16 protein-coding genes are annotated in these 23,392 nt (G+C 37.6%); 5 read left to right on the plus strand and 11 right to left on the minus strand.

The features are described from left to right. The first annotated feature begins 148 nt into the window (after positions 1 to 148). On the plus strand, positions 149 to 625 hold the full coding sequence (locus CXF71_RS18970; RefSeq protein ID WP_101234501.1) for a hypothetical protein: 477 nt from the start codon (positions 149 to 151) through the stop codon (positions 623 to 625). 131 nt (positions 626 to 756) lie between these two features. Here CXF71_RS18970 and CXF71_RS18975 read toward each other — a convergent pair whose 3' ends face one another. From CXF71_RS18975 to CXF71_RS18990, 4 genes are all read right to left on the minus strand, one after another. After that, positions 757 to 1,803, minus strand: a complete 1,047-nt coding sequence (locus tag CXF71_RS18975; protein WP_232771546.1) for a DUF2955 domain-containing protein — start codon at positions 1,801 to 1,803, stop codon at positions 757 to 759. Then, the gene (locus tag CXF71_RS18980; RefSeq protein WP_101234502.1) at positions 1,793 to 2,929 is read right to left on the minus strand and encodes an HlyD family secretion protein; all 1,137 of its coding nucleotides are present in this window, start codon (positions 2,927 to 2,929) and stop codon (positions 1,793 to 1,795) included. The genes CXF71_RS18975 and CXF71_RS18980 overlap by 11 nt, the downstream gene beginning before the upstream one ends. Positions 2,930 to 3,025: 96 nt before the next feature. Further along, positions 3,026 to 4,084, minus strand: coding sequence for a response regulator (locus CXF71_RS18985; protein ID WP_101234503.1), 1,059 nt, complete (start codon positions 4,082 to 4,084; stop codon positions 3,026 to 3,028). 89 nt (positions 4,085 to 4,173) lie between these two features. Further along, positions 4,174 to 9,243: a response regulator gene (locus tag CXF71_RS18990; RefSeq protein ID WP_101234504.1), complete on the minus strand. Its 5,070-nt coding sequence runs from the start codon at positions 9,241 to 9,243 to the stop codon at positions 4,174 to 4,176. 94 nt (positions 9,244 to 9,337) lie between these two features. Here CXF71_RS18990 and CXF71_RS18995 point away from each other — a divergent pair, with 94 nt between their 5' ends. Next, positions 9,338 to 10,882, plus strand: coding sequence for a response regulator (locus tag CXF71_RS18995; RefSeq protein ID WP_101234505.1), 1,545 nt, complete (start codon positions 9,338 to 9,340; stop codon positions 10,880 to 10,882). Between the two features lie 130 nt (positions 10,883 to 11,012). After that, positions 11,013 to 13,178, plus strand: a complete 2,166-nt coding sequence (locus CXF71_RS19000; RefSeq protein WP_101234506.1) for a cation:dicarboxylate symporter family transporter — start codon at positions 11,013 to 11,015, stop codon at positions 13,176 to 13,178. 97 nt (positions 13,179 to 13,275) lie between these two features. On the opposite strand, the gene CXF71_RS19005 is transcribed toward CXF71_RS19000, so the two are convergent. After that, positions 13,276 to 14,124, minus strand: coding sequence for an N-formylglutamate amidohydrolase (locus CXF71_RS19005; protein ID WP_101234507.1), 849 nt, complete (start codon positions 14,122 to 14,124; stop codon positions 13,276 to 13,278). Between the two features lie 246 nt (positions 14,125 to 14,370). On the opposite strand from CXF71_RS19005, the gene CXF71_RS19010 reads away from it, so the two are divergent. Next, positions 14,371 to 15,612, plus strand: coding sequence for an alpha/beta hydrolase (locus CXF71_RS19010; protein WP_101234508.1), 1,242 nt, complete (start codon positions 14,371 to 14,373; stop codon positions 15,610 to 15,612). Between the two features lie 139 nt (positions 15,613 to 15,751). Here the strand turns inward: CXF71_RS19010 and CXF71_RS19015 are convergent, their stop codons facing one another. From CXF71_RS19015 to CXF71_RS19030, 4 genes are all read right to left on the minus strand, one after another. Continuing rightward, positions 15,752 to 16,087: a hypothetical protein gene (locus CXF71_RS19015; RefSeq protein ID WP_101234509.1), complete on the minus strand. Its 336-nt coding sequence runs from the start codon at positions 16,085 to 16,087 to the stop codon at positions 15,752 to 15,754. Positions 16,088 to 16,207: 120 nt separating this feature from the next. Continuing rightward, complete coding sequence (locus tag CXF71_RS19020) at positions 16,208 to 16,594, minus strand: hypothetical protein (protein ID WP_101234510.1); 387 nt, start codon at positions 16,592 to 16,594, stop codon at positions 16,208 to 16,210. Between the two features lie 14 nt (positions 16,595 to 16,608). Beyond that, positions 16,609 to 16,839 carry a membrane protein insertion efficiency factor YidD gene (gene yidD / locus CXF71_RS19025; protein ID WP_101234511.1) on the minus strand — a complete coding sequence of 77 codons (231 nt, stop codon included), beginning with the start codon at positions 16,837 to 16,839 and terminating at the stop codon, positions 16,609 to 16,611. Continuing rightward, positions 16,832 to 17,056 (minus strand): DUF4177 domain-containing protein, encoded by a 225-nt coding sequence (locus CXF71_RS19030; RefSeq protein WP_101234512.1) that lies wholly within the window; start codon positions 17,054 to 17,056, stop codon positions 16,832 to 16,834. Before CXF71_RS19030 ends, yidD begins: the two co-directional genes overlap by 8 nt. 239 nt (positions 17,057 to 17,295) lie before the next feature. Here CXF71_RS19030 and CXF71_RS19035 point away from each other — a divergent pair, with 239 nt between their 5' ends. Then, positions 17,296 to 18,021, plus strand: a complete 726-nt coding sequence (locus CXF71_RS19035; protein WP_101234513.1) for a YebC/PmpR family DNA-binding transcriptional regulator — start codon at positions 17,296 to 17,298, stop codon at positions 18,019 to 18,021. Positions 18,022 to 18,655: 634 nt separating this feature from the next. Here CXF71_RS19035 and CXF71_RS19055 read toward each other — a convergent pair. Both CXF71_RS19055 and CXF71_RS19060 read right to left on the minus strand, forming a co-directional pair. After that, complete coding sequence (locus CXF71_RS19055; RefSeq protein WP_101234514.1) at positions 18,656 to 19,825, minus strand: metallophosphoesterase; 1,170 nt, start codon at positions 19,823 to 19,825, stop codon at positions 18,656 to 18,658. Positions 19,826 to 19,970: 145 nt separating this feature from the next. After that, complete coding sequence (locus CXF71_RS19060) at positions 19,971 to 23,024, minus strand: TonB-dependent receptor domain-containing protein (protein ID WP_101234938.1); 3,054 nt, start codon at positions 23,022 to 23,024, stop codon at positions 19,971 to 19,973. Positions 23,025 to 23,392 lie beyond the last annotated feature (368 nt).

Genomic DNA, 23,392 nt, shown 5'->3' on the forward strand with positions numbered 1-23,392 from the left:
AACGCTTTTGCTCTGTTATTGCTTCCGGCAATAGGTTAACTATTATCTTCAATCAACGTCTTGCTAAAGACTCTTCTAATTCCAGCTGAATTCTTCGTTTTGAGGTAACATGGCTACATACACTTATTATTTATCATAAGGAAATCACATGAACATATCAAAATTAATCTCTACGTACCTATTATTACTAGGAGCTCTGGTAACTACCTCGGCTATAGCTAGCGAACATGAACATAGTCGAGGACACGCATACCCTGAACAAAAAATTCAATTAGATCAAGGTCAGAAATGGTCGATTGATACTAGCTTACATATCGGTATGACCAGAATCAAAGCGTCTATGGAAAAGAACATCAATGCCATCCATGATAAAACCTTCAAAGCTGAGCAATATTCAGTGTTAGCCACAGAATTACAAAACCATTTAAGCTATTTATTTACCCATTGTAAGTTACCCAAAAAGGCCGATAAGCAACTACACACCTTGTTATTTAGTATTATTAAGGGAAATGAACAAATGACTGACTCTGGTAATGAACGTACAGGGGCTATCAAGATAATTAATGCACTGCAACAGTATCCACAGTTCTTTGATGATAGAAAATGGCAAGCCTTACAACATTAGATGTGTACTTTCATAACGACTTTATTATGATTAGATTCAAATAAATAGCATCTACAAAGGGTAATTTAACTAATTTATAACCAAAAAAAGGAGCCATTAAGCTCCTTTTTCTTGAATTGATTTATTTGGCATTACTTCGAAGTAAAAAAGAAACGTTCTAATACTTTCAACGCCGAAACGATGTAAATAATAGCGCCTGATATCAATAAAATACGTTGGACTAAAATAGCATTAAAACTTGAATCTGCCGCCATTGCACTATTAATGATGACTAATAAAGCAATAAACCCCGAACTATAGTACTTCGACATATTAGTACCTGAAAATATGTGACGACCAAAAAACAAGGTTGTCGCCAGCAAAAGTATCAAGTAAAAATAAAACTGTGGTACAGCAACAATTAACCAATAGAAAAACCAGGCAAAAACACCACCAAGTAATGTTGATAATAAAGAGTTTCTGCCCGCTTCTTTTCCTTGGGTTAAATCAGGTTTTAAAATAAATATCGCTGAAAAAATCATCACCAATAAATAATCACTTAAACCATAAGTAATAAATACCGCAGCAATAGGAAAAGCGACTAAGGTACTTTTAAGCGCAAGCTGCGCGGCAACTTTTGAGTAAACATTACTGTATTTAGCTTTAACGGGAAAGTGGGTAAAATTCGGATCAGGAAAAACAAAATGCGCCAACCATAACATCGCGATAGTCAACCAACTTGAATAAACAAAACCCACTGAAAATCCTATCGCCAAACCTTCATTAGTATTGGCAATCATAGGTAACACTAAAATGGCAATCATCGTCATTAAGGTAAACCAAAATGAGCCGCCACGGTTTAAATAGTAATAGAGATGAAATAAAACTAAGGCGAGTACGACTAAATAAACAATGGGATATTGTAAAAAAAACAATGAGAATGCTAACCCGATAGCAAATGCTTTTAGGGTACTCATCATATTATTTAAACTGGCTTTAACCGAGGGTTTTGGCAACGGCATTGCCAAAATCATCGCAGTAAACACTGGCATTAAAAAAGCTAACGGCCACTTTATACCATAGGCTAAACCACAGGCTGCCGTGACACCAAAAGCAAAGCGTAAAACCCGCATAGTTTTAACATCACTATAGATTGATGCCAACGTTTTAGTTGGTATTACGCCGACTTTAGTAGACATAAGAAAGTATGCTTAATACTCTGATCCAAAGCCAACCAAGGCTGTTTACAAACCAATTATCACCGGTATAAATTTGTACATCCGCTTGACCACCTAATCGGCGTTTTCCTTTCGTACTGTCATCATTAAAGGTAATCATCACAGGAAAACGCTGTGCATCTCTAAGCCAGCCAGTTTTTGACTCAACAGTCGCTAAACCACCGACAGCGCTAGACGATGAGGTATCAACCGCAAAGCCGATACTACTAATTTTTCCCTGATAGATAGTGCCTGGGTTAACATCCAAGGCGATTTCAACCGAGTTGCCTATGGCTAAATTTGCTAAGTTATTCTCACGTAAATTGACTTGGATCCAAGCAGTATTGCCTTCAATAAAGGTCATCGCAGCGGAGCCAGCTTTAGCATAAAATCCGGTGTCTATTTGTAAGTTGGTGATACCACCAAAAGAAGGCGCTAAAACAACGGTTCGATTTAAATCTAACTGCGCTTTTTTTAGTTGCGCCATCGCCGAGCGAATTCTTGGATTTTCATTGCCTGCTTTGCCCAGTGATTGTTTGGCTTTATCTAAGTTAGCTTCGGCGCTGACCACTTCAGCCTTACTTTGTTTGATTGCCGCACGGGCTTTATCACCGTCAGAATGAGAGAGCACATTTTTGTCTTCCATTTCAAACACACGAGCACTTTGCGCTTTCACATGTTCTACATTCGTTTCGGCGACAACCAATTGCGCTTGTGCTGTAACCACGGTTGCCATACCTGCGCCAATTTCTTGGCCGGCTAATTCCAGTGCCGCTTCGGCATTTTCTACTGCTAATTCATAATCACTGGGATCTATTTTAAATAAAACATCACCTGGAGCAACGATTTGATCTTGTTTGACAAAAACTTCAGTTACCCGACCTGATACTTGTGGCACCATAGGGATAACATAGGTTTGAACTCGCGCTTGGTCTGACCAAGGTGCATGCCTGTCAGCAATGATGTACCAGATAAAAATTAAGGCGGTAATGGCCAATACATATTTAGTGATCTTGCGCACAGGATCTTTTGTTTCTAATGTTGCATTTACTGGTGCTGTAACTTCTTGAACAGACGTTTCTTTTTTTTGTTGCTCTTGCTCTGACATGTTTTTTTATTATTCCATAATAGATTGTTTTTTGGTTTTATAACATCAATATCAAGGTTGTTATAGGTAACTTTTATAGACGAAGTTTAAAGAAAGTTAATCCTCAAATACATCCATATATTTATCTTTTATTTCTAGGACTCTCGGTAAACACTCTAAAAATTTAGATACTAATGCTGGATCAAAATGCTTTCCGGCCTCTTCTTCCAATAATGCAATAGCTTTTTCTACAGGCCAAGCCTCTTTATACGGACGTACTGAAGTTAAGGCATCAAATACATCCGCAATAGCAACAATACGCGCACTTAAAGGAATATCATCACCGGCTATGCCATTAGGGTAACCACTGCCATCATATTTTTCATGATGACAAAGGGCTATTTCACGTGCCATTTTCATCAAATCTGATTCATGGCTGCCAAGAATGTCTACGCCACATTCAACATGTGTCTGCATAATGGCCCATTCTTCTTTATCCAGTTTCCCAGGTTTAAGTAATACTCTATCGGGTATCGCTATTTTACCAATATCATGCATAGGTGCGGCGCTATACAATAAATCAACCCAGTCATCGTTGGCCTGAATCTGCTCGGCTAAAAACTTCGAATACCAACTCATTCTAATAACATGTAAGCCAGTTTCATTGTCTTTATATTCAGCCGCGCAGCCTAGACGTTGAATAACTTCTAATCGCGTATCATCGAGCTCTTTTGTTCGTTGCTTAACTAATATTTCAAGCTCGCGCTGTTGATTATATAACGCTAATTGGGCTCGTACTCGAGCAAGCACGATGGGAACACTTATTGGCTTAGTGATATAGTCAACTGCGCCTAATTCAAATCCTGCTTGTTCATCTTTTGTTTCAGTTTTAGCGGTAACAAAAATAACAGGAATATTAGCTGTGCTAGGGTTTTTCTTTAATTGCCGACAAACTTCATAACCATCCATACCTGGCATCATAATATCAAGCAGGATGATGTCAGGCTTATTTTTTGCTGCCGCGACTTTAAGGGCCAGTTCACCATTAATCGCTGCTTTTACTTTATAAAAAGGTCGTAATACACCACTTAATACATCTAAATTATCTGAGTTATCATCAACAATGAGTACTGTCGCTTTGCTCTCTTCTACTACTTCATTTTTTGATAATGTCATATACACCCCTGCTATTATTATAATTGATAGTACATCGAACCGGGCTCATGCTCTATTAATTACTTTATGATCAGCTTATTGATAGTTTGTTACTTATCATTTAGGCCATCGATGAATTCATTTAAACTGGCTTCCGCTTCAGTAAACTCATACCCCTCTATTTGCTGATAAATCTTTGCAAAGACTACTTCCTGCTTAGTGCCTTTTAATTGTTCTAGCAACTCTTCAGCTATTTCAATTGACTCTGTTTCAAAATCTTCAATCAAGGCTAACAACTCAGCAAGCTGTGCTTTAAACGCTTCAGTAACAATAAAGTCGTTAGTTGACCCAGTGTTTTCAATACTACTCTCCTCTGCTAAATATCCAGAGAGCTCATTTAAGACCAAGGTTAACTCTTCCGCTACTTGATGAAGTAAGTTACCTAGTTCATCATTATTGGCATCGTTTGCACATACCAGCTCCAATTGGTCAGCATAGCCTTGCAATACTGTAGCACCGATATTACCCGCACTACCTTTTAGCGTGTGGGCAAAACGAGTAACTTCTTCTTTATTTTCTTTTAACATTGAGGTTTTAAAGCGCTCAACAAAATCATCTTGCCCACTAATAAACCGGCTTAGTAATTTAACATATAACGATTTATTACCGTTCGCCACAGCTAAACCTGCACGGGTATTAATAGTATTAAAGTCCGGTATTTCGATAACTATTTCAGGTGAGCTAGAGGTGATTACTTCTCCTTTATTAGTGCCATGAATGACATTAACAGAGGGTGAAATCCATTTTGCAATGGTGGCAAACATGGTATTAACATTAATAGGTTTTGTGATGTGATCATTCATTCCGCAGGCCAATACTTTTTCTTTATCACTTACCATTGCATTGGCAGTCATGGCAATAATAGGAATGGAAACGTTACTTTCTCTAATGATTTTCGTGGCACTAAATCCATCCATCACCGGCATTTGTAAATCCATCAAAATGCCATCAAAATTACCTTCTTTGAATTTTTCTACGGCTATGGCACCATTTTCAGCTAACTCAACATTAATATTAGATTGCTTTAATAACTCCATTGCTAACTCTTGGTTTAACTCGTTATCTTCAACTAATAATATTTTCGCACCGCTTAAACGTTGTTGATTTTGTACAAGTTCATCATCGCGCTTCATTTCCCGGGTGCTGCTAAATGCTTCATCGCCATTAAGACGCATCATTTCATCAAAAATACTTGAAGAAGTAACGGGCTTAACCAAAACGCTGCTAATACTATTTTTAAGTTGTTCAACCGCTTCGTTATCATTGGCATTAGAGGTCACTAAAATAAATTGCTTATCTTGGTAATTATTTTGAGACTTAATTATTTGGTAAGTTTCAATGCCATCCAAGTCAGGCATTTTCCAATCAAGCATGATGAAATCAAACGCTAGCGTTGCTTGTTTAGCGAGTTCAATGGCTTCTTTGCCACTATTTGCTGCCACAACATGACAATGAAAAGAGCTTAAAATGGAGCTAAGTACATCTAATGCTAACAAGTTATCATCAACAATAAGAATACGCTTATTCGCTAAAAAGGATTTTTGCTGATCAATTAACTTATGATCAATGACGTCAGAAACTTGTAGTTTGGTGGTGAATGAAAAACAACTGCCCTCACCTGCTTTACTTTCTAACCATATTTTGCCATCCATTAACTCGACTAACTTTTTAGAAATAGTTAAGCCTAAACCTGTACCACCATATTTTCGTGTTGTTGAACTATCTGCCTGGCTAAATGATTGAAACAGTTTTTTCTGTTGCGCTTCATTCATACCTATACCAGAGTCTTTTACTGCAAACTCTAGGCTAATATCATCACAATGACTTACCTTAACTTGAGTGTTGGCATTAGTGGCTAGGTTAACTGAAATGACCACTTGGCCTTGTTCAGTAAACTTAACTGCATTGCCCGCTAGATTTATCAAAATTTGATTTAATCTTAAAGGATCCCCTTTTAACATCACAGGTACCTCAGCAGAGATATCAAACAACAGCTCTAAGTTTTTCTCACTGGCTTTTAAGCCGACAATATTAGCTAAATCAGCAAAGGCATCGTGTAAGTTAAAATCAATGACTTCAATATCTAATTTACCGGCTTCAATTTTTGAAAAATCAAGAATGTCATTAATAATGCCTAATAGCGATTCTGCCGCCTTATAAACTTTGGTAACGTAGTTATGGGGTTTTCGGTCTAATTCACACCCTAATGCTAAATGAGACATCCCCATAATGGCATTCATTGGAGTACGAATTTCATGACTCATATTGGCTAAAAAGTCGGATTTGGCTTTAGAAGCATCATCAGAAATTTGTTTAGCCTCAATCAAAGCCTGTTCAGCTTGTTTATCTAAGGTGATATCACGCACCATTACAGCGGCATAAACACCATTATAAAAATGCACAGGCGTAAACACCGCCTGAATTTCAATTAATTTTCCAGATTTATGTTTAACTTTAAAATCTCGTTCTAAACTTCTGGTGTCGATGACTGCTTCTTCTTCAAAAAACTTTTTAAGTAAAGCTTTATGACTCTCTACTTGTTCATGAGGAATAAACAAATCTACTTTTTTACCTACTATTTCATCTCTTTGATAACCCAGTAATTCGATGCCCGTTTGGTTAATTTGTTCAACTTCATTATTTTGATTCATGATGACCATACAAACGGGTAAATGCTCGAGCATTTTTTCAAGGCGTTCAGTTTCTTGTATTCGTAAAGAAATATCTTTTAGCGCAATAACACATGCCAAGTCAGACTGGTCATCTTCAACCGGGGAAATACTGTATTCAAGGGGAAGTTTTCTTGCTCCGCTCATTGATACAGCTTCATTAGTAATTCGAATAACTTCCTTTGTTTGAATGGCTTTATAAACCTCGGTATCTTCAAATGTTAGATTTTCTTCATTATCGCCAGCAAAAAGTGAAACGAGATCACTTGATAAAAACTCCTCTTCGCTATAGCCCGTTATTTTTGTCGCTGATTCATTGGCAAATATAAAGTTACCTTTTTTATCAACGCCGACAATACCATCGGCAATAGAGCTGGTAATGAGTTTACTCTTTTGCTCCGATTCTTCTAACGCTTTAGTTCTCAGCTTAACTTGTTCTGTTAGTTCATTCTGAGAGCGCCGACTAATTTCATTTGCTCGATTAGAAATAGTGATCATAAAGATGGAAATAGAGAGAATAAAAGAGCTGGCAATGATCAAACCAATAAGTAATAAGCTGCGTACATCGTAATACTCAGCGAACATTTCACTGAGTTGAATTTCACTGACAACGGTAAAATTCCCCCTTTTTAGACTGATCCACTGACCTACAACCGTTTTTCCTTGATAGTTTTTATAGCCTACTAAATTTTGCCCATTCAATTTAAATTTTGCGGCTTGCACTATCGGATTATTTTCAGGATCCTCCAATTGGACATTAAGCACACTGCTTTGGCCAGCAGGTATAATACCCTTTTGCTGTAACTCGGGGGTAAAACGACTAGTTGAAATGATATAACCATTGTTGTCTACCGCGTAACTTTCAAAGCTGTGACCTAAGCGAGCATCAATAAATAACTGGGAAAACTCTCTATCCGGGTCAAACCTAATACCTAATACGGCAATAATTTCCTGCTGTTTATTACGTACTGGTGTCGCAATAAATATTTCGGCGTCTTTGTCATCTTTATTGTCATTATTATCAATGTCTACATTTGACCAAACAGGGGGAATAAATTCTGTACTACCCATCACTACTTTATTGAATAACTCAGGGCGCTGGCTCTTTATCGGAGACATTTTTCCCTCCGCACTTGGTACAAGGTTCAATAAATAACGTCCTTGTAAATCACTGATGCTATAAGCCCTCCCTCCATGCGTGGTATAATAGGCCCGTTTAGAAAAGTATTCTCTCAGCGCGGCTTGAGCTTGACTGAAACTTTCTTTATCATCCGCTTCATGAGTGACTACAAGATTGGTTACTAAAGATTCAAAAGTGTCTGATTGAGCTATATTATCTGCAAGTAATTCACGTTCTCCATACCAAGCTTTGAGTGATTTTTCAGTGACATCTCGAGTGACATTGAAGGTTTCTTTTTGATCAATTAGCACCTGCTCTTTATAATCATTTAAGAAAAGATAGATAGCACCTACCGATAACGATATAAGAAGAAAAAGCACGGTAAAATAGGTTGCTCTAAATACCAAGGTATCAAGTTTTCTCGCGATAGTGCTGGCAAACTTCCGCGCAAAAAACAGCGCAAGTAAAACGAAGATAGTCGCATAAATAGCAACACTTATTAAACTAATTTCTTTATTTATTTGAGTTATAGCATTATGTCCCTCTTCTATAGAAGCTTCAGCCCACTTACTCTGCATCGCAAGAATAAAATCATCACCCAGTTGATCAATGCCCCAATTTAATAACTCAACTAGCTTGGGTTTATCTTTATTGACACAAAAGCCGATAGGTAAACTTTCAAACTGACTGATGGCTATGGGCCTAATATTTTTGAAGTTGTATTTATTAAGCATGTATTTATACAAGTATAAATAAGTAATAAATCCATCATACTGTCCACTTTCAATAGCTTGATAACCCTCTAGATTGCTACTTAGTCCTACTGTGTTAATTGATAATTGTTTGGCAAAAGCAGCATCGGCATAACCCGCTATAGACGCTATTTTTTTCGCGGAGGTGATGTCCATTTCGTTTTTAATGTGACTCTTTTTACTCACCACGACAATAGGTGTCATTTGTAAAAAAGGCTTGGTAAACAAGACTTCGCCATGTCTTTGCTCAATATTGCCACACACCGAAATAGCATCTATATTGCCATGCAACATCGCATCATATTCAGCACGAAAGTCTGATACGGAAGTTTCTTGTAAATCTACTGGCAGTATTGAGGATAATTGTTTGCGTATGAGCTTACCTGCGCCCTGAGTGACACCTTGCTCGTCGACATAATCAAAGGGAGGAAAAGTACCGTCTACCCCAATACGAACAATGGGGTTAGCATGGGCCCAATCGACTAAATGAGTAGGTAGGTTTTCTGCCATCACATTCAGGTTCAAAAATGATTGCAAAAATAAAAATGCGATGAATGTACACTTGTTTAATTTTATCATAGGAAATAAACACTTAAATTAGAAATAACATTTTTTATTTTAATAGAGTCTAGTCTATTATGAGTTAAATAATAAGCGATTAGAACATATTGTTATGCCAAGCAACTTTAATGAAATTAATGCATTAGTTATCGATAACAACAGTAGTATGAGGCAAATAATGGTCTCTATGCTTCGTGCTATGGGCATGAATACAGTGATAGTTGCCAACAGTGAAAATCAATGTGCTGAACTAATCACTACAGAAAACATAAATCTGGTGGTATGTGGCTGGAGTTTACCGAAACTGAATGCGCTTTCAGTGTTAAAAATGCTTCGTGACAATAACAAAACGCTGAAAATTCCCTTTGTTATTGTTTCAACCATGATAGAGCAAAACCTAATTAAACAAGCGATTGCATACGGCGTATCTGAATATTTAGTGCCGCCATTTAATACAAAAATTTTTGAAAATCGCATTAAAAAAGCACTTAAAGTTCCCATACAAGCAAGCGCTACCAACCTATCACGTACAATAAATAGTAAGCGATTTATTCAAAAAGACCGTATAGAAGAATTAGATGTACTCATTGTTGATGATATTGCCGATAACATTGCAATTATTAAAGAACTCATTAAAGATAAGTGCAAAGTAAAAGCAGCACTCAATGCCAAAACAGCGATGAAGATTTGTTTATCTGACTCGCCACCTGATTTAATACTACTGGATATTATGATGCCAGAAGTTGACGGTTTGACCTTATGTAAACGACTTAAAAACAACCCATTAACACAAAATATTGTCGTAATCTTTTTAACTGCACTTTCTGATACTGCCGATGTCGTTAAGGGTCTTTCACTCGGCGCGGTCGATTATATTACCAAACCTATTATTCCTGCGATATTGTTAGCGCGTATTGAAGTACACAGTAAAATAATTTTAAATCAGCGCACCATACAAGGTCAAATAGACAGTTTGTTGCAGCAAAGTGAAATACTCCATCACTATAATGAAGATATTTATACTCAGTTAAATGAACTCTTACATAACAGTTCTGAAAACTTAGTTGAAGTATCATCTAAGGTTAATACAAAAGTCTCACAGCTTTCATTATTACAATTAAAGTACAATATAGGTATGACTAGGTTGTTACTTGATAAGAGCCATATCTTAACTAAATTACAACAAAGTAATTATACGCTAACTCAAACTAAAGAAAATATTAGCAGTATCATATTGCCTGTGATGGATATTTTTGATTTTGCTATTGCAAACAAAAATATAGAGGACTTTACTGAAGTTAATGAAAATATGTTTATCTATAGCGATAAAATGTTATTAGCCCTTGTTTTCTCTTGCCTTTATGGGTATGCAGTAGATGTTGCACCTAGAGGCTCTAAAATTGCAGTAACGACAGAAAACCAGCCAAAATTCATACTCATCAAAATCCATAATATTACCGTGATCCCCGAAGAGGAACTCGATTCTTTTTTGGGTGAATTCCTCATTACACACTTCTCGCTAGTGAATAAAGCTGATGTTTCTAACGATATTGGGATCAAGTTAGCGTTCTTAGCCATGAATAAATTACAAGGTGCACTGTATTTCCATAGTAGCGAACAATACGGAACAACTTTCTACATAAAGTTACCTAGTTAACATGACACTTTGATAAATAAATTAACGTAATAGTTACTTGAATAACCTTTTAGAAAAGCGATAATAACAGCAAGTAATGACTTACATACCAAACGGATCAGAGTAAATAGGTCCTTCCTCCGGAGATAAAATGCCTTTAGTAAACCTATATAAAAAACTGAGCCCCTTTCAACGGGTAATTATTGCTTTGATACTCGGTATATCAACGGGTATTTTTGTTGGAGAGCCTGCGGGGCATATAGCAGTGATTGGCGATGTTTATATTCGTTTACTGCAAATGACCGTTTTGCCCTATGTACTCGTCTCAATTATCGGAGGCCTTGGTCGATTAGATAGTGATATGGCGAGTCGCATTGGTCTTCGCGCGATAAAAGTAATCGTTATTATGTGGTTGTCGGTAATGGCGACTTTGTTATTACTGCCTTTAGCTTATCCGAACTGGCAAACCGCAGGTTTTTTCAGTACCAGTATGATTGCTGAACCCGCCGCTTTTAACTTTGTAAAACTGTATATCCCCAGTAATATTTTTGCTTCTTTATCTGAAACGATTGTCCCTGCCGTTGTTTTATTCTCATTATTGATGGGTGTTGCCTTAATTAAAGTAAAAAATAAAGAGACGCTATTAACCTTAACCACCAATATTGGTGATAGTTTGATGAAAGTTGCCTCTTATGTTGCTAAGTTGGCGCCATTAGGCATTTTTGCTATTTCAGCCTCTGCCGCTGGTACTTTAGAAGTTGAAGAGCTTGGTCGATTACAAGTATTCTTATGGGTATACATCACCGCAGCTGCGCTACTGGCTTTTGTGTTTTTACCACTACTGATTCATTGGGCTACACCTTTCTCCTACCGTGAAATTTTATCAACTGCGGGTGAAGCCGTGATAACGGCGTTAGCTACCGGTACGGTTTTAGTCGTTTTACCTATGATCATTGAACGCAGTAAAGCGTTGTTAGCCAAACACGGTATGGAGTGTGAAGAAACCGACTCAACCGTTGATGTACTGGTACCTACGGCATATAGTTTTCCTAGTACGGGCACTTTATTAGGCTTAGGATTTATTCTATTCTCCGCTTGGTACGTTGGCTCACCATTAGGATTTGATGACTATATTTCCTTTGTGGTGATGGGCGCTTTAACCGCCTTTGGTAGTATGGCTGTTGCTATCCCCTTTTTACTCGACTTTTTTGACTTACCTGCCGATCAATTTCAGTTATATCTGTTAGGCAGTGTGGTGACCGCACGTTTTGCTACAGGTTTGGCTGCCTTACATGGTTTTGTCGTAACGTTACTCGTTGCTTCTGCGGTATTGAAAAAGCTAAAGTGGCATAGAATGATGCAAGCCATTGGCCTGCATTTAGCGGTGACTTTAGGCGTTATGGTTGCCGCCGGTTTTATTTTAAAGTCATTAATCCCCTACAAGTACGAAGGCGTGCAAACATTTGAATCAATGAAGTCAATGAATGCTAGTGCTAGCATTGATCAATATAATGAACTTACGCCATTGGGATATTTTGAACAGCAACTACCTCGCCTTGAGGTAATTCTTGCCCGTAAAAGTATTCGTATTGGCTATTTCGATGCCAGCTTACCTTATGCTTTTAGAAACAAAGATAATCGTATGGTCGGCTTTGATGTTGAGCTAATGAACCAATTTGCTAAAGACCTTGATATCAATATTTCCATGATCCGCATTGAGAACAAGGATGATGAAGCCGACTTATTAGCTGATGGCAGTATTGATATCACTATTGGTGGCCATACAATTACACCAAAACGCGCATTAGAGGTGACGTTTTCAGACGCTTACACTTTCCATACGGCAGGTTTATTAGTGAGTGATGCTAAGCGAGATGAGTTTTCTGATCTTTATAAGATTCAATCAATGAAGACGTTAAAATTGGGTGTGGGCAGTAGTAAGTATTATCAAGACATGGTCAGTGAATACCTACCCAATGCACAATTAACTGAAGTCAATAATGTTAGGCAGTTTCTCAAAGGCCAATATGAAGACGTCGATGCCTTAATTTATTCTACTGAGGCAGGTTCGGCTTGGTCTATGTTGTATCCTAATTACTCAGCCGTTATCCCTAAAGGCTTGAAGTTAAGAGCGCCCGTAGCCTTTGTTTTACCTAAGGGCCAACTAGATTATGTGCAGTATCTGAATACCTGGCTCAATCTCAAAAAAGAAAATGGCTTCCAGGAAAAAGTATACGACTATTGGATTTTAGGTAAGAATCCTAAAGCAAAAAAACCACGCTGGTCGGTGATGAAAGATGTACTAGGTTGGATTTAGCTAACAGGTAATAAGCAGAAATAAGCAGAAATAAATGATAAAAAGCACGCTAAATTACTTAGGGTGCTTTTTTAATGACGGTATCAACAGGAGGAAATTAGTTTTTGTGGTAATTATTGATATACCACTGGCTATGCTTAGCAATGGTATCATTATAAACTTGTTGTAATGAAGGCAAAACAACGGCATACGCCTGCCCTGTTAACTCATCCATAAAGACTTTTTTGGCTTCAGTTGCCAATACTAAAACATTGTCATAACGACCATGACAAAAACCCGCTAAACGTCCTTTACCATAGAAAATATCATTTTCTGCAGCGGTAACATCAACCCCGTCAACATCCATCCCTTGTAAAGCACTCACCCAACTATCAATAATGCCGCGCCATTGCTCGCCTTTAACAGAGGTTGTGCCTAAATTGAATACCGGTAAATCTTTGCGTTCATGACGCTTAAAGTTATAAGAGTGGTTATCGTAAACAACACATTGACCAAAATCTTCAACTAAGGCTTCTACTACTGCCGCAACAATACGATAAAATAGTGCATGCTTAGCCTTACTTTTGGCAATAGTCTCCTCGCTCAGCGGAATTTTCCAAATGTCTTTGCCCCAAGCGGTTTCATAGACACATTCATCAGTATCACGATTTAAATCATATTCATAGCGCGAATCATGAGCAATTAAGGTAATGGCTTGCTGCGCAATAAAGCTACCGGTGTAAGGATCCTCTTCATAATAGCGAGAGGCTTTGTCAAGTAAGCAGTTATCTTCAAGTTCTGCTCTAAAATTACCACCGTCGTGAATTGCCGCCGACATAACCGGCAGGTATTTATCAATTTTGAGAGTAAAAGCACCTCCCACTACCGTCGCGATAAAGCACTGACGTTGATTAATTTTATCAATGATTTGTTGTTCTGTTATTTGTTCGGTAAGTTGCTCAGTCACAATCCAACTCCTAAGCTAAATAGTAAAGACAATTTATATAATAGAATATATACCCGTTACCATTCAAGATGCATGTTTCACAGAGCACTTTGATTGGTGAAGGGTATAGTACAGTAAAGATAGATTAAATTAAGCTATTAACAGTTATTTCAAGTAGTTAAATGTAATTTTTTTGTTTACACTAATGATTATAAAGCCATTTTCAATGGCAACAATTTGTCACCAAAGTCACTTAAGGATAACTAAATGCCTCGTTTTAAAAATCCCATGACAATAGTCAGTGCAATACTAATTCTACTGTCATTAAATGCCTGCTCATTAAGAACGATAAAAGAGCAATCAACAAGGTTTGATAAACTAGCACAAATATCAGGACAAGTGAGTGTGACCTATAAAACCGATAGCCCCATTGTAGTAGCAGTATTGACATACGATGATGCTAAAGTAGATATAATTAAACAAACCCTAGTTGATGGAAATGGTAACTATCAATTTAACTTACTACCGGGTGAATATTTAGTTGGCGCTTATATCGATAGCAATAATAATCTAGTTCGAGATCAGGATGAAAGTGCAGCGATGCATAATGAACTCGATGACATATTTACCAAAATAGAGTTAACAGACAACCAAAAGATTATACTGCCATTATTGGAGGTCAATATAGATCAAAATATAGGCACCAAGCGAAAAGTTGCTTATAGCCGCAGTAAAATCAGAGCAAATATTGGTCGTGTCATCTCTTTAGAAGACCCTATGTTTAGCAAAGAAAACTCGACTATGGGGTTGTGGCGTCCTTTTGACTTTACCAATAAAATTGGTGGTGGTTTAATGTTTTTACAAGATTATGATAAAAACAAAACACCGGTACTTTTTGTCCATGGTATCTCAGGCAGTCCGACTGAATTTAAAGCGGTTATTGAACAACTCGATAGCAATAAATTTCAGCCATGGATCTTGTATTATCCCAGCGGTGTTCCTTTAGATCTTGTTAGTGATTACCTGTTAAATTCACTTATAAAATTACACAGTCAATATGGTTTTGAACACCTCCAACTTATTAGCCACAGCATGGGCGGCCTTGTTACCCGTACTTTCTTAAGAGAATATGAAAAAGCTAATACCAACTTTGACGTGTCTTTATACGTCACTATTAACAGTCCGCTTTATGGTATGGACAGTGCTGCAAGCGGGGTAAAATCATCTCCTATTGTTATCGCCTCGTGGCGCGATTTAGCAACAGGTAGTGACTACATTAAAGCTGCCCATCAATGGAATGTACCTAAAACCTTACCTTACCACCTGTTTTTTTCTTATCTAGCAGGTGAAGAAGGTGATGGTGTTGTTCCACTGAGCAGCCAACTATCATTATCACTTCAAGAAGAAGCGACCAAGATTTATGGTAGCCAAGCGTCTCACGCAGGCATATTAACTAAACCTGACTTTATCCAACGTTTACTAAAAGTCATGCGTTCAACTAACCAGTAATAGAAGTATCTTTACTCGTTATGAACTGACTAAGAGCTTAGATAAAAGTACTAGGTGATGACGACTATTCGCAGTTATGAACCTGCGAATAGTTATTAGCTAAGCCTGAAATGCCACAGCGTTCTTCGCTTAAACGTCCTTACTTACCAAGCAATTGATAGTTTATATTTCGCAAGGCGTAAGGCTGATAGTCAAGCAGTTGCTGAAACCGTTGAGCAATACTGATATGCACAACAGGCAAATATTGAGAAGGTAACTCATCTACATTAATTCTTACTCGGCGAGCCGTATGAGCTTCACTAAGGATATCATCCATTTCACCGTAGGTTGGCGTAAACGCGGCATTAATCGTACGTAATAACCAATTACCTCTATTACCTATACCGCTGTAATAAAAGCTCTGTTGATTTGTGATTAATTCGGATTTACCGTTGTTTCGGCTCAGTTTTCCACCCAATAAGATATGCAATTTCATAATATTAATAATACTGGCATCATCAAAAAATCACTAACATCTTCAGGGCCATTGCAGGTGCCATCAAAGCAAAAAATTAGCTTTTTTATCGTGTCTTCCTGCCCTATTCATTAATAACATTTACAGCGATGAACTTACTTCTTTGAGTAATTTTTTCATCAGTTGATTGTTATAGTGATGAATAATTTTTTGACTATTAAAAAGCTGTGGTAACTCAATAATAAAAACCAGTAAGACCATACCACCACCTAGCAAAGGCAGCAGATGAGAAAAGTATAATAAGCCACCCATAAACATTAACGTTAAATTAAGTAAACCTCGTTGCCATTTACCTAAATAAAAGTGATGCAATCCGGCGAGAAATGCCCAATTTAATGCAGCATAAGTATCCGGGTCTTTTACTTGGGCAACTTCTAAAGCGTAATAACGTTTTTTTTGCTCATTGCTAAGCTCAGCTATTTGCTCTCGTAATTGTTCTTCTTCTTGGCGCAAAGAGTTTTCAGACATGATTACTTCCATCATTATTTATTCGGCACAGGGTCATCAATCACATTGATACAATCGGGATCGTTACAACGTTTAATGCGCTTAACCCCCATGCTGATACCTTTAACCACGCCAAATTGTTCAATCGCTTGGTAGGTATAATGTGAGCAACTTGGGTAAAAATTACAGCTAATAGCGAAGTGCTCAACAGAGCCACCCGTGGTTTGATAAAAACGAATAGCCCTGAGTAACGCGGCTTTAACCACGACTACGCCCTAAAGTAATAATGATTGCTTCGCGTGACCAGAATAACCAAAAACGTTTTTGTTCAATAACTTGAAAGACTAATTGCCAACCATCAGCTGCCTCTTGATTTAAGGTGGCTTCTAATCTTTTTAAAGGTAAGCCACTCGAACCTAATAATAACGTGCCGCAACCGCCCTCGGTAACGTAAAGCACTTTGTATTCATCATACCTATCCATAGTATTCCTTTGATATTATTGTTATTAAAACCAATAACTAAAGTATAAAAGTGGCACTATAAAAGCAAGAATTTATTTTACCTAGTACGCCAAAATTAGTTCTTGAGATTATCTATTTAAGTGAAAGACTGTTTAGAACAGTTTATTGCTAATTTATAAGCATCAACACTAGTCAACGCCCCTGTGTGGCTGGTAGAATCTAGCGCATTATATTTTTGAACATAAAAGAAGACATTGAGATGGGCAGAGCATACCAAAACCGCAAATTATCTATGGCCAAAACCGCAGGGGCCAAAACTAAAGTTTACTCTAAGTACGGTAAAGCAATTTACGTTTGTGCTAAAACTGGTGGTGTGGATCCCGATGGTAACCTTTCTTTACGTGGTTTAATTGATCGTGCAAAGAAAGATCAAGTACCTACTCACGTTATAGACAATGCCCTTAAAAAAGCTTCTGGTGCTGGCGGTGAAGACTTTGTTGAAGCCCGTTATGAAGGTTACGGCCCTGGTAACTGTGTGGTAATTATTGATTGCTTAACAGATAACGGTAACCGAACCATTAAAGATGTACGTCAATGTTTCAGTAAAACAAACGCTAAAATAGGTACTTCAGGCTCTGTATCGCACATGTTTGATCACCAAGCTGTTTTTGCTTTTAAAGGTGAAGATGATGAGAGTGTTTTAGAAACACTGATGATGGCTGATATTGATGTAACTGATGTTGAATTAGAAGATGGCATTATTACTGTTTACGCACCTCACACTGAGTTTTTCAAAATTAAAACTGAGTTTACTAACTCAATGCCTGAATATGATCTAGAAGTTGAAGAGCTTTCTTGGGTACCACAAAATTACGTTGAACTTGAAGGCGAAGAAAACTTAGAAAATTTTGAAAAATTTATTGCTATGTTAGATGACTGTGATGATGTTCAACACGTTTACCATAATGCTGAAATTAAAGATTAATTCTCTTTATTGTGCTTAAGTAATTAAGCGATAAAAGAGTAAATAAAAAGCCAATATTACTTGTAATATTGGCTTTTTTTATCCTAGTGAAACAAAGGATAATAATTTACTGATGAAAGAGTGGTAATACTTTACCGCTCAAACTTCCTCGCCACTTTTTACCCTTTTTAATAAAGAGTATTTCACCATAACTGCCACGTTTTATGCTCGAGTCAATGGCAATGACTCGGCCTTGAGTACTGATGACGGTTTCAATTTGTGAGTAACTGATTGTGAAATGTTTTACTGATGAAAGAGTGGTAATACTTTACCGCTTAAACTTCCTCGCCACTTTTTACCCTTTTCAATAAAGAGTATTTCGCCATAACTGCCACGTTTTATGCTCGAGTCAATGGCAATGACTCGGCCTTGAGTACTGATGACGGTTTCAATTTGTGAATAACTGATTGTGAAATGTTTTACTGATGAAATAGTGGTAATACTTTACCGCTTAAACTTCCTCGCCACTTTTTACCCTTTTCAATAAAGAGTATTTCGCCATAACTGCCACGTTTTATACTCGAGTCAATGGCAATGACTCGGCCTTGAGTACTGATGACGGTTTCAATTTGTGAGTAACTGATTGTGAAATGTTTTACTGATGAAAGAGTGGTAATACTTTACCGCTTAAACTTCCTCGCCACTTTTTACCCTTTTCAATAAAGAGTATTTCGCCATAACTGCCACGTTTTATGCTCGAGTCAATGGCAATGACTCGGCCTTGATAACGCGTTTCAATTTGTTTTTGTGACGTGTGACCAACAATTAAGTGCTCGACATCAAAGTGTTTTAATAACAAATCAATTTCTTTACTGGTCGCGCCATCATCTCTTGGTTTAGCCTCTTTTGGGTTGTCGCTAGTAAAATAACCGCGATACCAAATAGGGCCATTAGTTTTATGCAAAAATTTTGCAAAACCTTGCCTTGGTGTATCAAGCTCTGCTTTAATCAAACTGTCTTTAAAGACGGTATTTATTTCAACTAAACTGCGCTGCTCAGTCGCTAGACTTGGATGAAAACCACCATGGGCAAACAGCATATTATTCACTTTGACCAACACCGATTTACTTCGTAACCAATTACCGATAATGCTGTCTTTAGTAAAAAGTTTTTCAAAAGGTTTATTTAATTTTTTTGCAGTCTCAACGTATTTAGGATGTAAATAACGTAAATCACCATTAAGTACCATCACCTCATGATTACCTAACGTGAGATGAATATCACCGCCGGCTTGTTGCGCTTGCTGCTCTAAGTCGTATAAAAACCATAAAATTTCAGTGACTTTATCACCTCGGTCAAAAATATCACCCGTGATAACAAAGTGTCCTTTGCCAAACGCCCAGTTTTTATCTGCATCAATGATGTTGTTATTGGTTAATAACTCAATCATCAAATCATATTTACCATGAAAATCACTTAATGCCGCCACGGGATAATCCCCTGAAAACTCAAGCACCTTATTTTCAAAGCTACTTAAAGCGTGTATATCAGCAGGCATATTACAGGCTGAAATAGTCAGTGGAAAACTAACCGCTTCAGTAGTGTTTTTTACTACTTCACCTTGGCACAACCAATACGATTCAAGTTGTTGTTGGTCATTAACAAATATATAAGGACCGTCATTCACTAACGCTAATACTGGTATTAATGCCTCACCCTTTGATTTTTCAGCTAACGTGGAAAAAGCAAAGGTTGAAACACTAGTGCAGAGTAATAAGCTGGTAAGTAGGATTGAGCAAACCGTAGTGTAAAAAGAAGAAAACATTGAAACTCCTGAAAGTAAGAAATAATAAATAGCATTAAAGATAGAGATAACGATATAACGTAACGATGAAAACTACACCCTAATATGAATATTAAAAAGGAGGTTAGTTAGCTAACCTCCCTAATAACGTGTTTATTAAGTTAAATTAGAAGCTAACTTCAGCACCTAAATAAACAAAACGACCAACACTACTGCCGTAACCACTATAGAAATGCCCTTTACCGTCTAGACTATATTCGCCACGATTATCAAAAATGTTGTTCACACCACCAAATACTCGTAGGCCTGCATCTTGAGCAAGGTCTAGTGTATAAGATACCGACAGGCTATGTTGGGTATATGAACTTATTTCATTAAAAGCTAGAGCTTCAGGGTTTGCTATACAATCAGCACTTCCCTCAGTACATAGCTCATTATTAGCAACCATATCCTCTTGCCAGCTCTCTTCTGCCGCTTGGTTAACTGTAATTGGGCCTTTGTATTTAGTGCTCCAACGAACACGCCAATCATCGTTGTACCACGTTAATGAGGCCGAACCTTGCGTGTCATAAATATCATTATCGTAATAGCCTTCATAATTACTTTCTTCAGCGCCACTTGGTGATTGTACTGTTTTAGTCCAGTCAAGCACATGAGTCCAATCTGTTTTAAACTTAATGCTACCAAACTCATTAAAATCATAGACATATTCTAGCGCCAAATCGATACCACTAGTGCTGATTTCATCAACGTTATAATCACGTTGCATAATTTCAATTAACGAGCCATCTTCATCACGTTTTAAATCATTACAAAAAGAATTGTCTCCACCTTTTACATCCCATGCTAAATCAGAGTCATAACAATATTCCATAATGTTTTCATTTGAATAACTAGAAAGAGCGTCTTCGATGGCAATGTCGTAGTAATCAACGGCAATGCGTAAACCTTCTACAAATGAAGGGGCTAAGGTAATTCCAAATGTGACTGTATTAGCCGTTTCTTCAAAAAGATTTTCATTTCCAACGCCAGGGGAGTAGTTGTTATCACTTTCATCAAACTCACCATCGGCGGCAATAGCATTAGCAATTGTTGGTTCTTTACGACAGTTGTCATGGCCAGCATCCGTAGACGTTGCTGTTGTACCGTAACAAATATCAGTATAGCTATCGTAATCTCCTGCTGGTGGCGATAATAAGTTATCAATTGACGGTGCACGCTGAGCTCTTGCCCAATTGGCACGAACCGCATAACCCTCAACAACTTCCCAAACCACACCTGTTTTATAACTTGTAACTAAATCAACACCTTTTGCACTGTAATCAGCCACACGTGCTGATAGTTCAGCCGTTAAACTTTTAGCTGCCACGACATCTTTAAGTAATGGCAATGCCACTTCACCAAAAACTTCAGCTATATCCATTTCACCTGAATATTGAGGAACATAGTTAAAGGTAATACCACCTTCAACTGCGCCGCCGCCGGTAACAACCTTTTGTGAATCTTTTCTGTATTCAAAACCAAATGCTGACGCAACGGGCCCTGCTGGAAGATTAAATAAATCACCCGCCATGTAACCGGTAAATGTCAGTTGTTCTACTTCTGTATCAATTGTAGGGTTTGCACGAATATAATTAGCAACGTCTGGGGTGATAGAGCCTGCGCCAAACAAATTCATTGGCACACAACCTTCAGCACGAGCCGCTTCGTCAGCACATTGAATAGTTTCACCATCAGCAGCATACTCAGCATCGAGAGCATAATTAGCTTTTATGGTATTTATTTCATTACCACGAACTTGCTCTTGAGTGAATTTACCGTAACCAATTGAAACATCCCAATCCCATTCATCATCAAAAATAGTCCCCTGTAAACCCGCCCACGTTCGCAATGTAGTACGCGTATTGTCGGTATATATTTGACCAACTTCATCGAAAGATCTATCCCACTTTATACTACTACCACCAGCATCAGCAATTTCAGCCGGCACGTATGGGTTATCACGAGAAATTTTACCCATGATGACTTCACCAAACTGACCGGTAGCGGGATCATAGGTAATAACTTTGTCACTTTCATCTTCACTTTCAGGTGCTTTGTTATTAAATGATTTGTTTAAGCTATGCTGAACTTGACCATAAAAACTAATATTATCCGTTAATTCAAAGTCAACTTTAAGCGCTGTATTTATACCTTCATCGGGAACTTTAAGCATAACAAACTGATCAGTATCAACACCATGAGCCATTTGATTCCAGTCATTTCTTAACGTTTGTCCTTCATACCATAAACCGCCAGAATTAGATTTCTCTTCATGGAATACGCCACCTGGAATGGCATCATTTTTAGAACGCCAATCTGCTTGGTTAATATCACGCATACATTCACGGTCATTAGGCTCCGCAACTGTGTACATAGCATTACACATTCTGTCACTATCATAACTGTGAGATTCTTGCTGCTGAGCACGTTTACGATCTTCATAGGTTAAACCAAATTGTTTATCATAAGCTGAACTTAGAAAAACATAACCGCGACCATCAGCGAACTGTGTACCATAGTTTAAATCTAAAGAAAGTTCTTCGGCGCCACCTTCAGTGCTACTACCACCACGTGTGGATAATGAGAAACCTTCTTTGTCCTGTTGAGTAATAATATTAACCACACCAGCAATAGCGTCAGAACCATAGGCTGCAGAAGCGCCACCGGTAATGACTTCAACTTTTTTTACCATACCGGTAGGAATAGTCGATAAACTCACCGCGTTACTGCTGTGGCTGTTTGATACGACACGTCGACCATCTATTAAGGTCAACGTACGACTTGAATCTAAATTACGTAAGTTAATCGTTGAAAGGCCAGTCGCGGTGATATTAGATTGGCTATTAGAATTACTGCTACTCTCAGATATTTGTGGTAATTCATCAATAAGAATTTCGGCTAGTGAACCTAAGCCTGTATCAGCTATGGCTTCATTATCCATGGTAGCTAATGGTGTTGCTACACTAAAACTATCACGACGTAAGCGTGAGCCTGTCACGGTAATTTTTTCATCGGTTTTAATTTTTTGTACTTCTTCTGGAGCAGTTTGTGCAACCGGTTTAGCGACTGAAATTTCAGCATCAGCAGCGAAAGTTGTTGGAGCAAAGGCGATAGCACTACCAGCAAAGGCTGTATATATCGCAGCTTGAATTGCAATGGTGATTGGACTCTTATTCATCATTCATCTCTCTTAATGTTTTTGTTTAGTTATGTTTTTATTTTTATATTTATATTTATACTTATATTTATACTTATATTTAGGACTATCTCTAAAGGCAGCGAGTTGGCGACGAATAGAAATGGGTAAGCTACTTATAAAATAGGTCATGACAGATCAGGTCATAAGCAGAACTCACAAAAGCAAACACTCCAACTTCTAGTAACTTTTTGTTAATAAAGCACCGATGAAATTAAGCTTTTCTCTGTTTTAAAAAACTCAGCCAACTTATGCAATCTGTGGAAGGTCATTTGTACATCGATTTAATATCTATTATTAAAAAATGACAAAATAACACTTTTAAAACAGCTGGTTACACAAATAACAAG

Origin of the sequence: Colwellia sp. 12G3 (assembly GCF_002836775.1) — a bacterium.
Lineage (GTDB): Bacteria > Pseudomonadota > Gammaproteobacteria > Enterobacterales > Alteromonadaceae > Colwellia.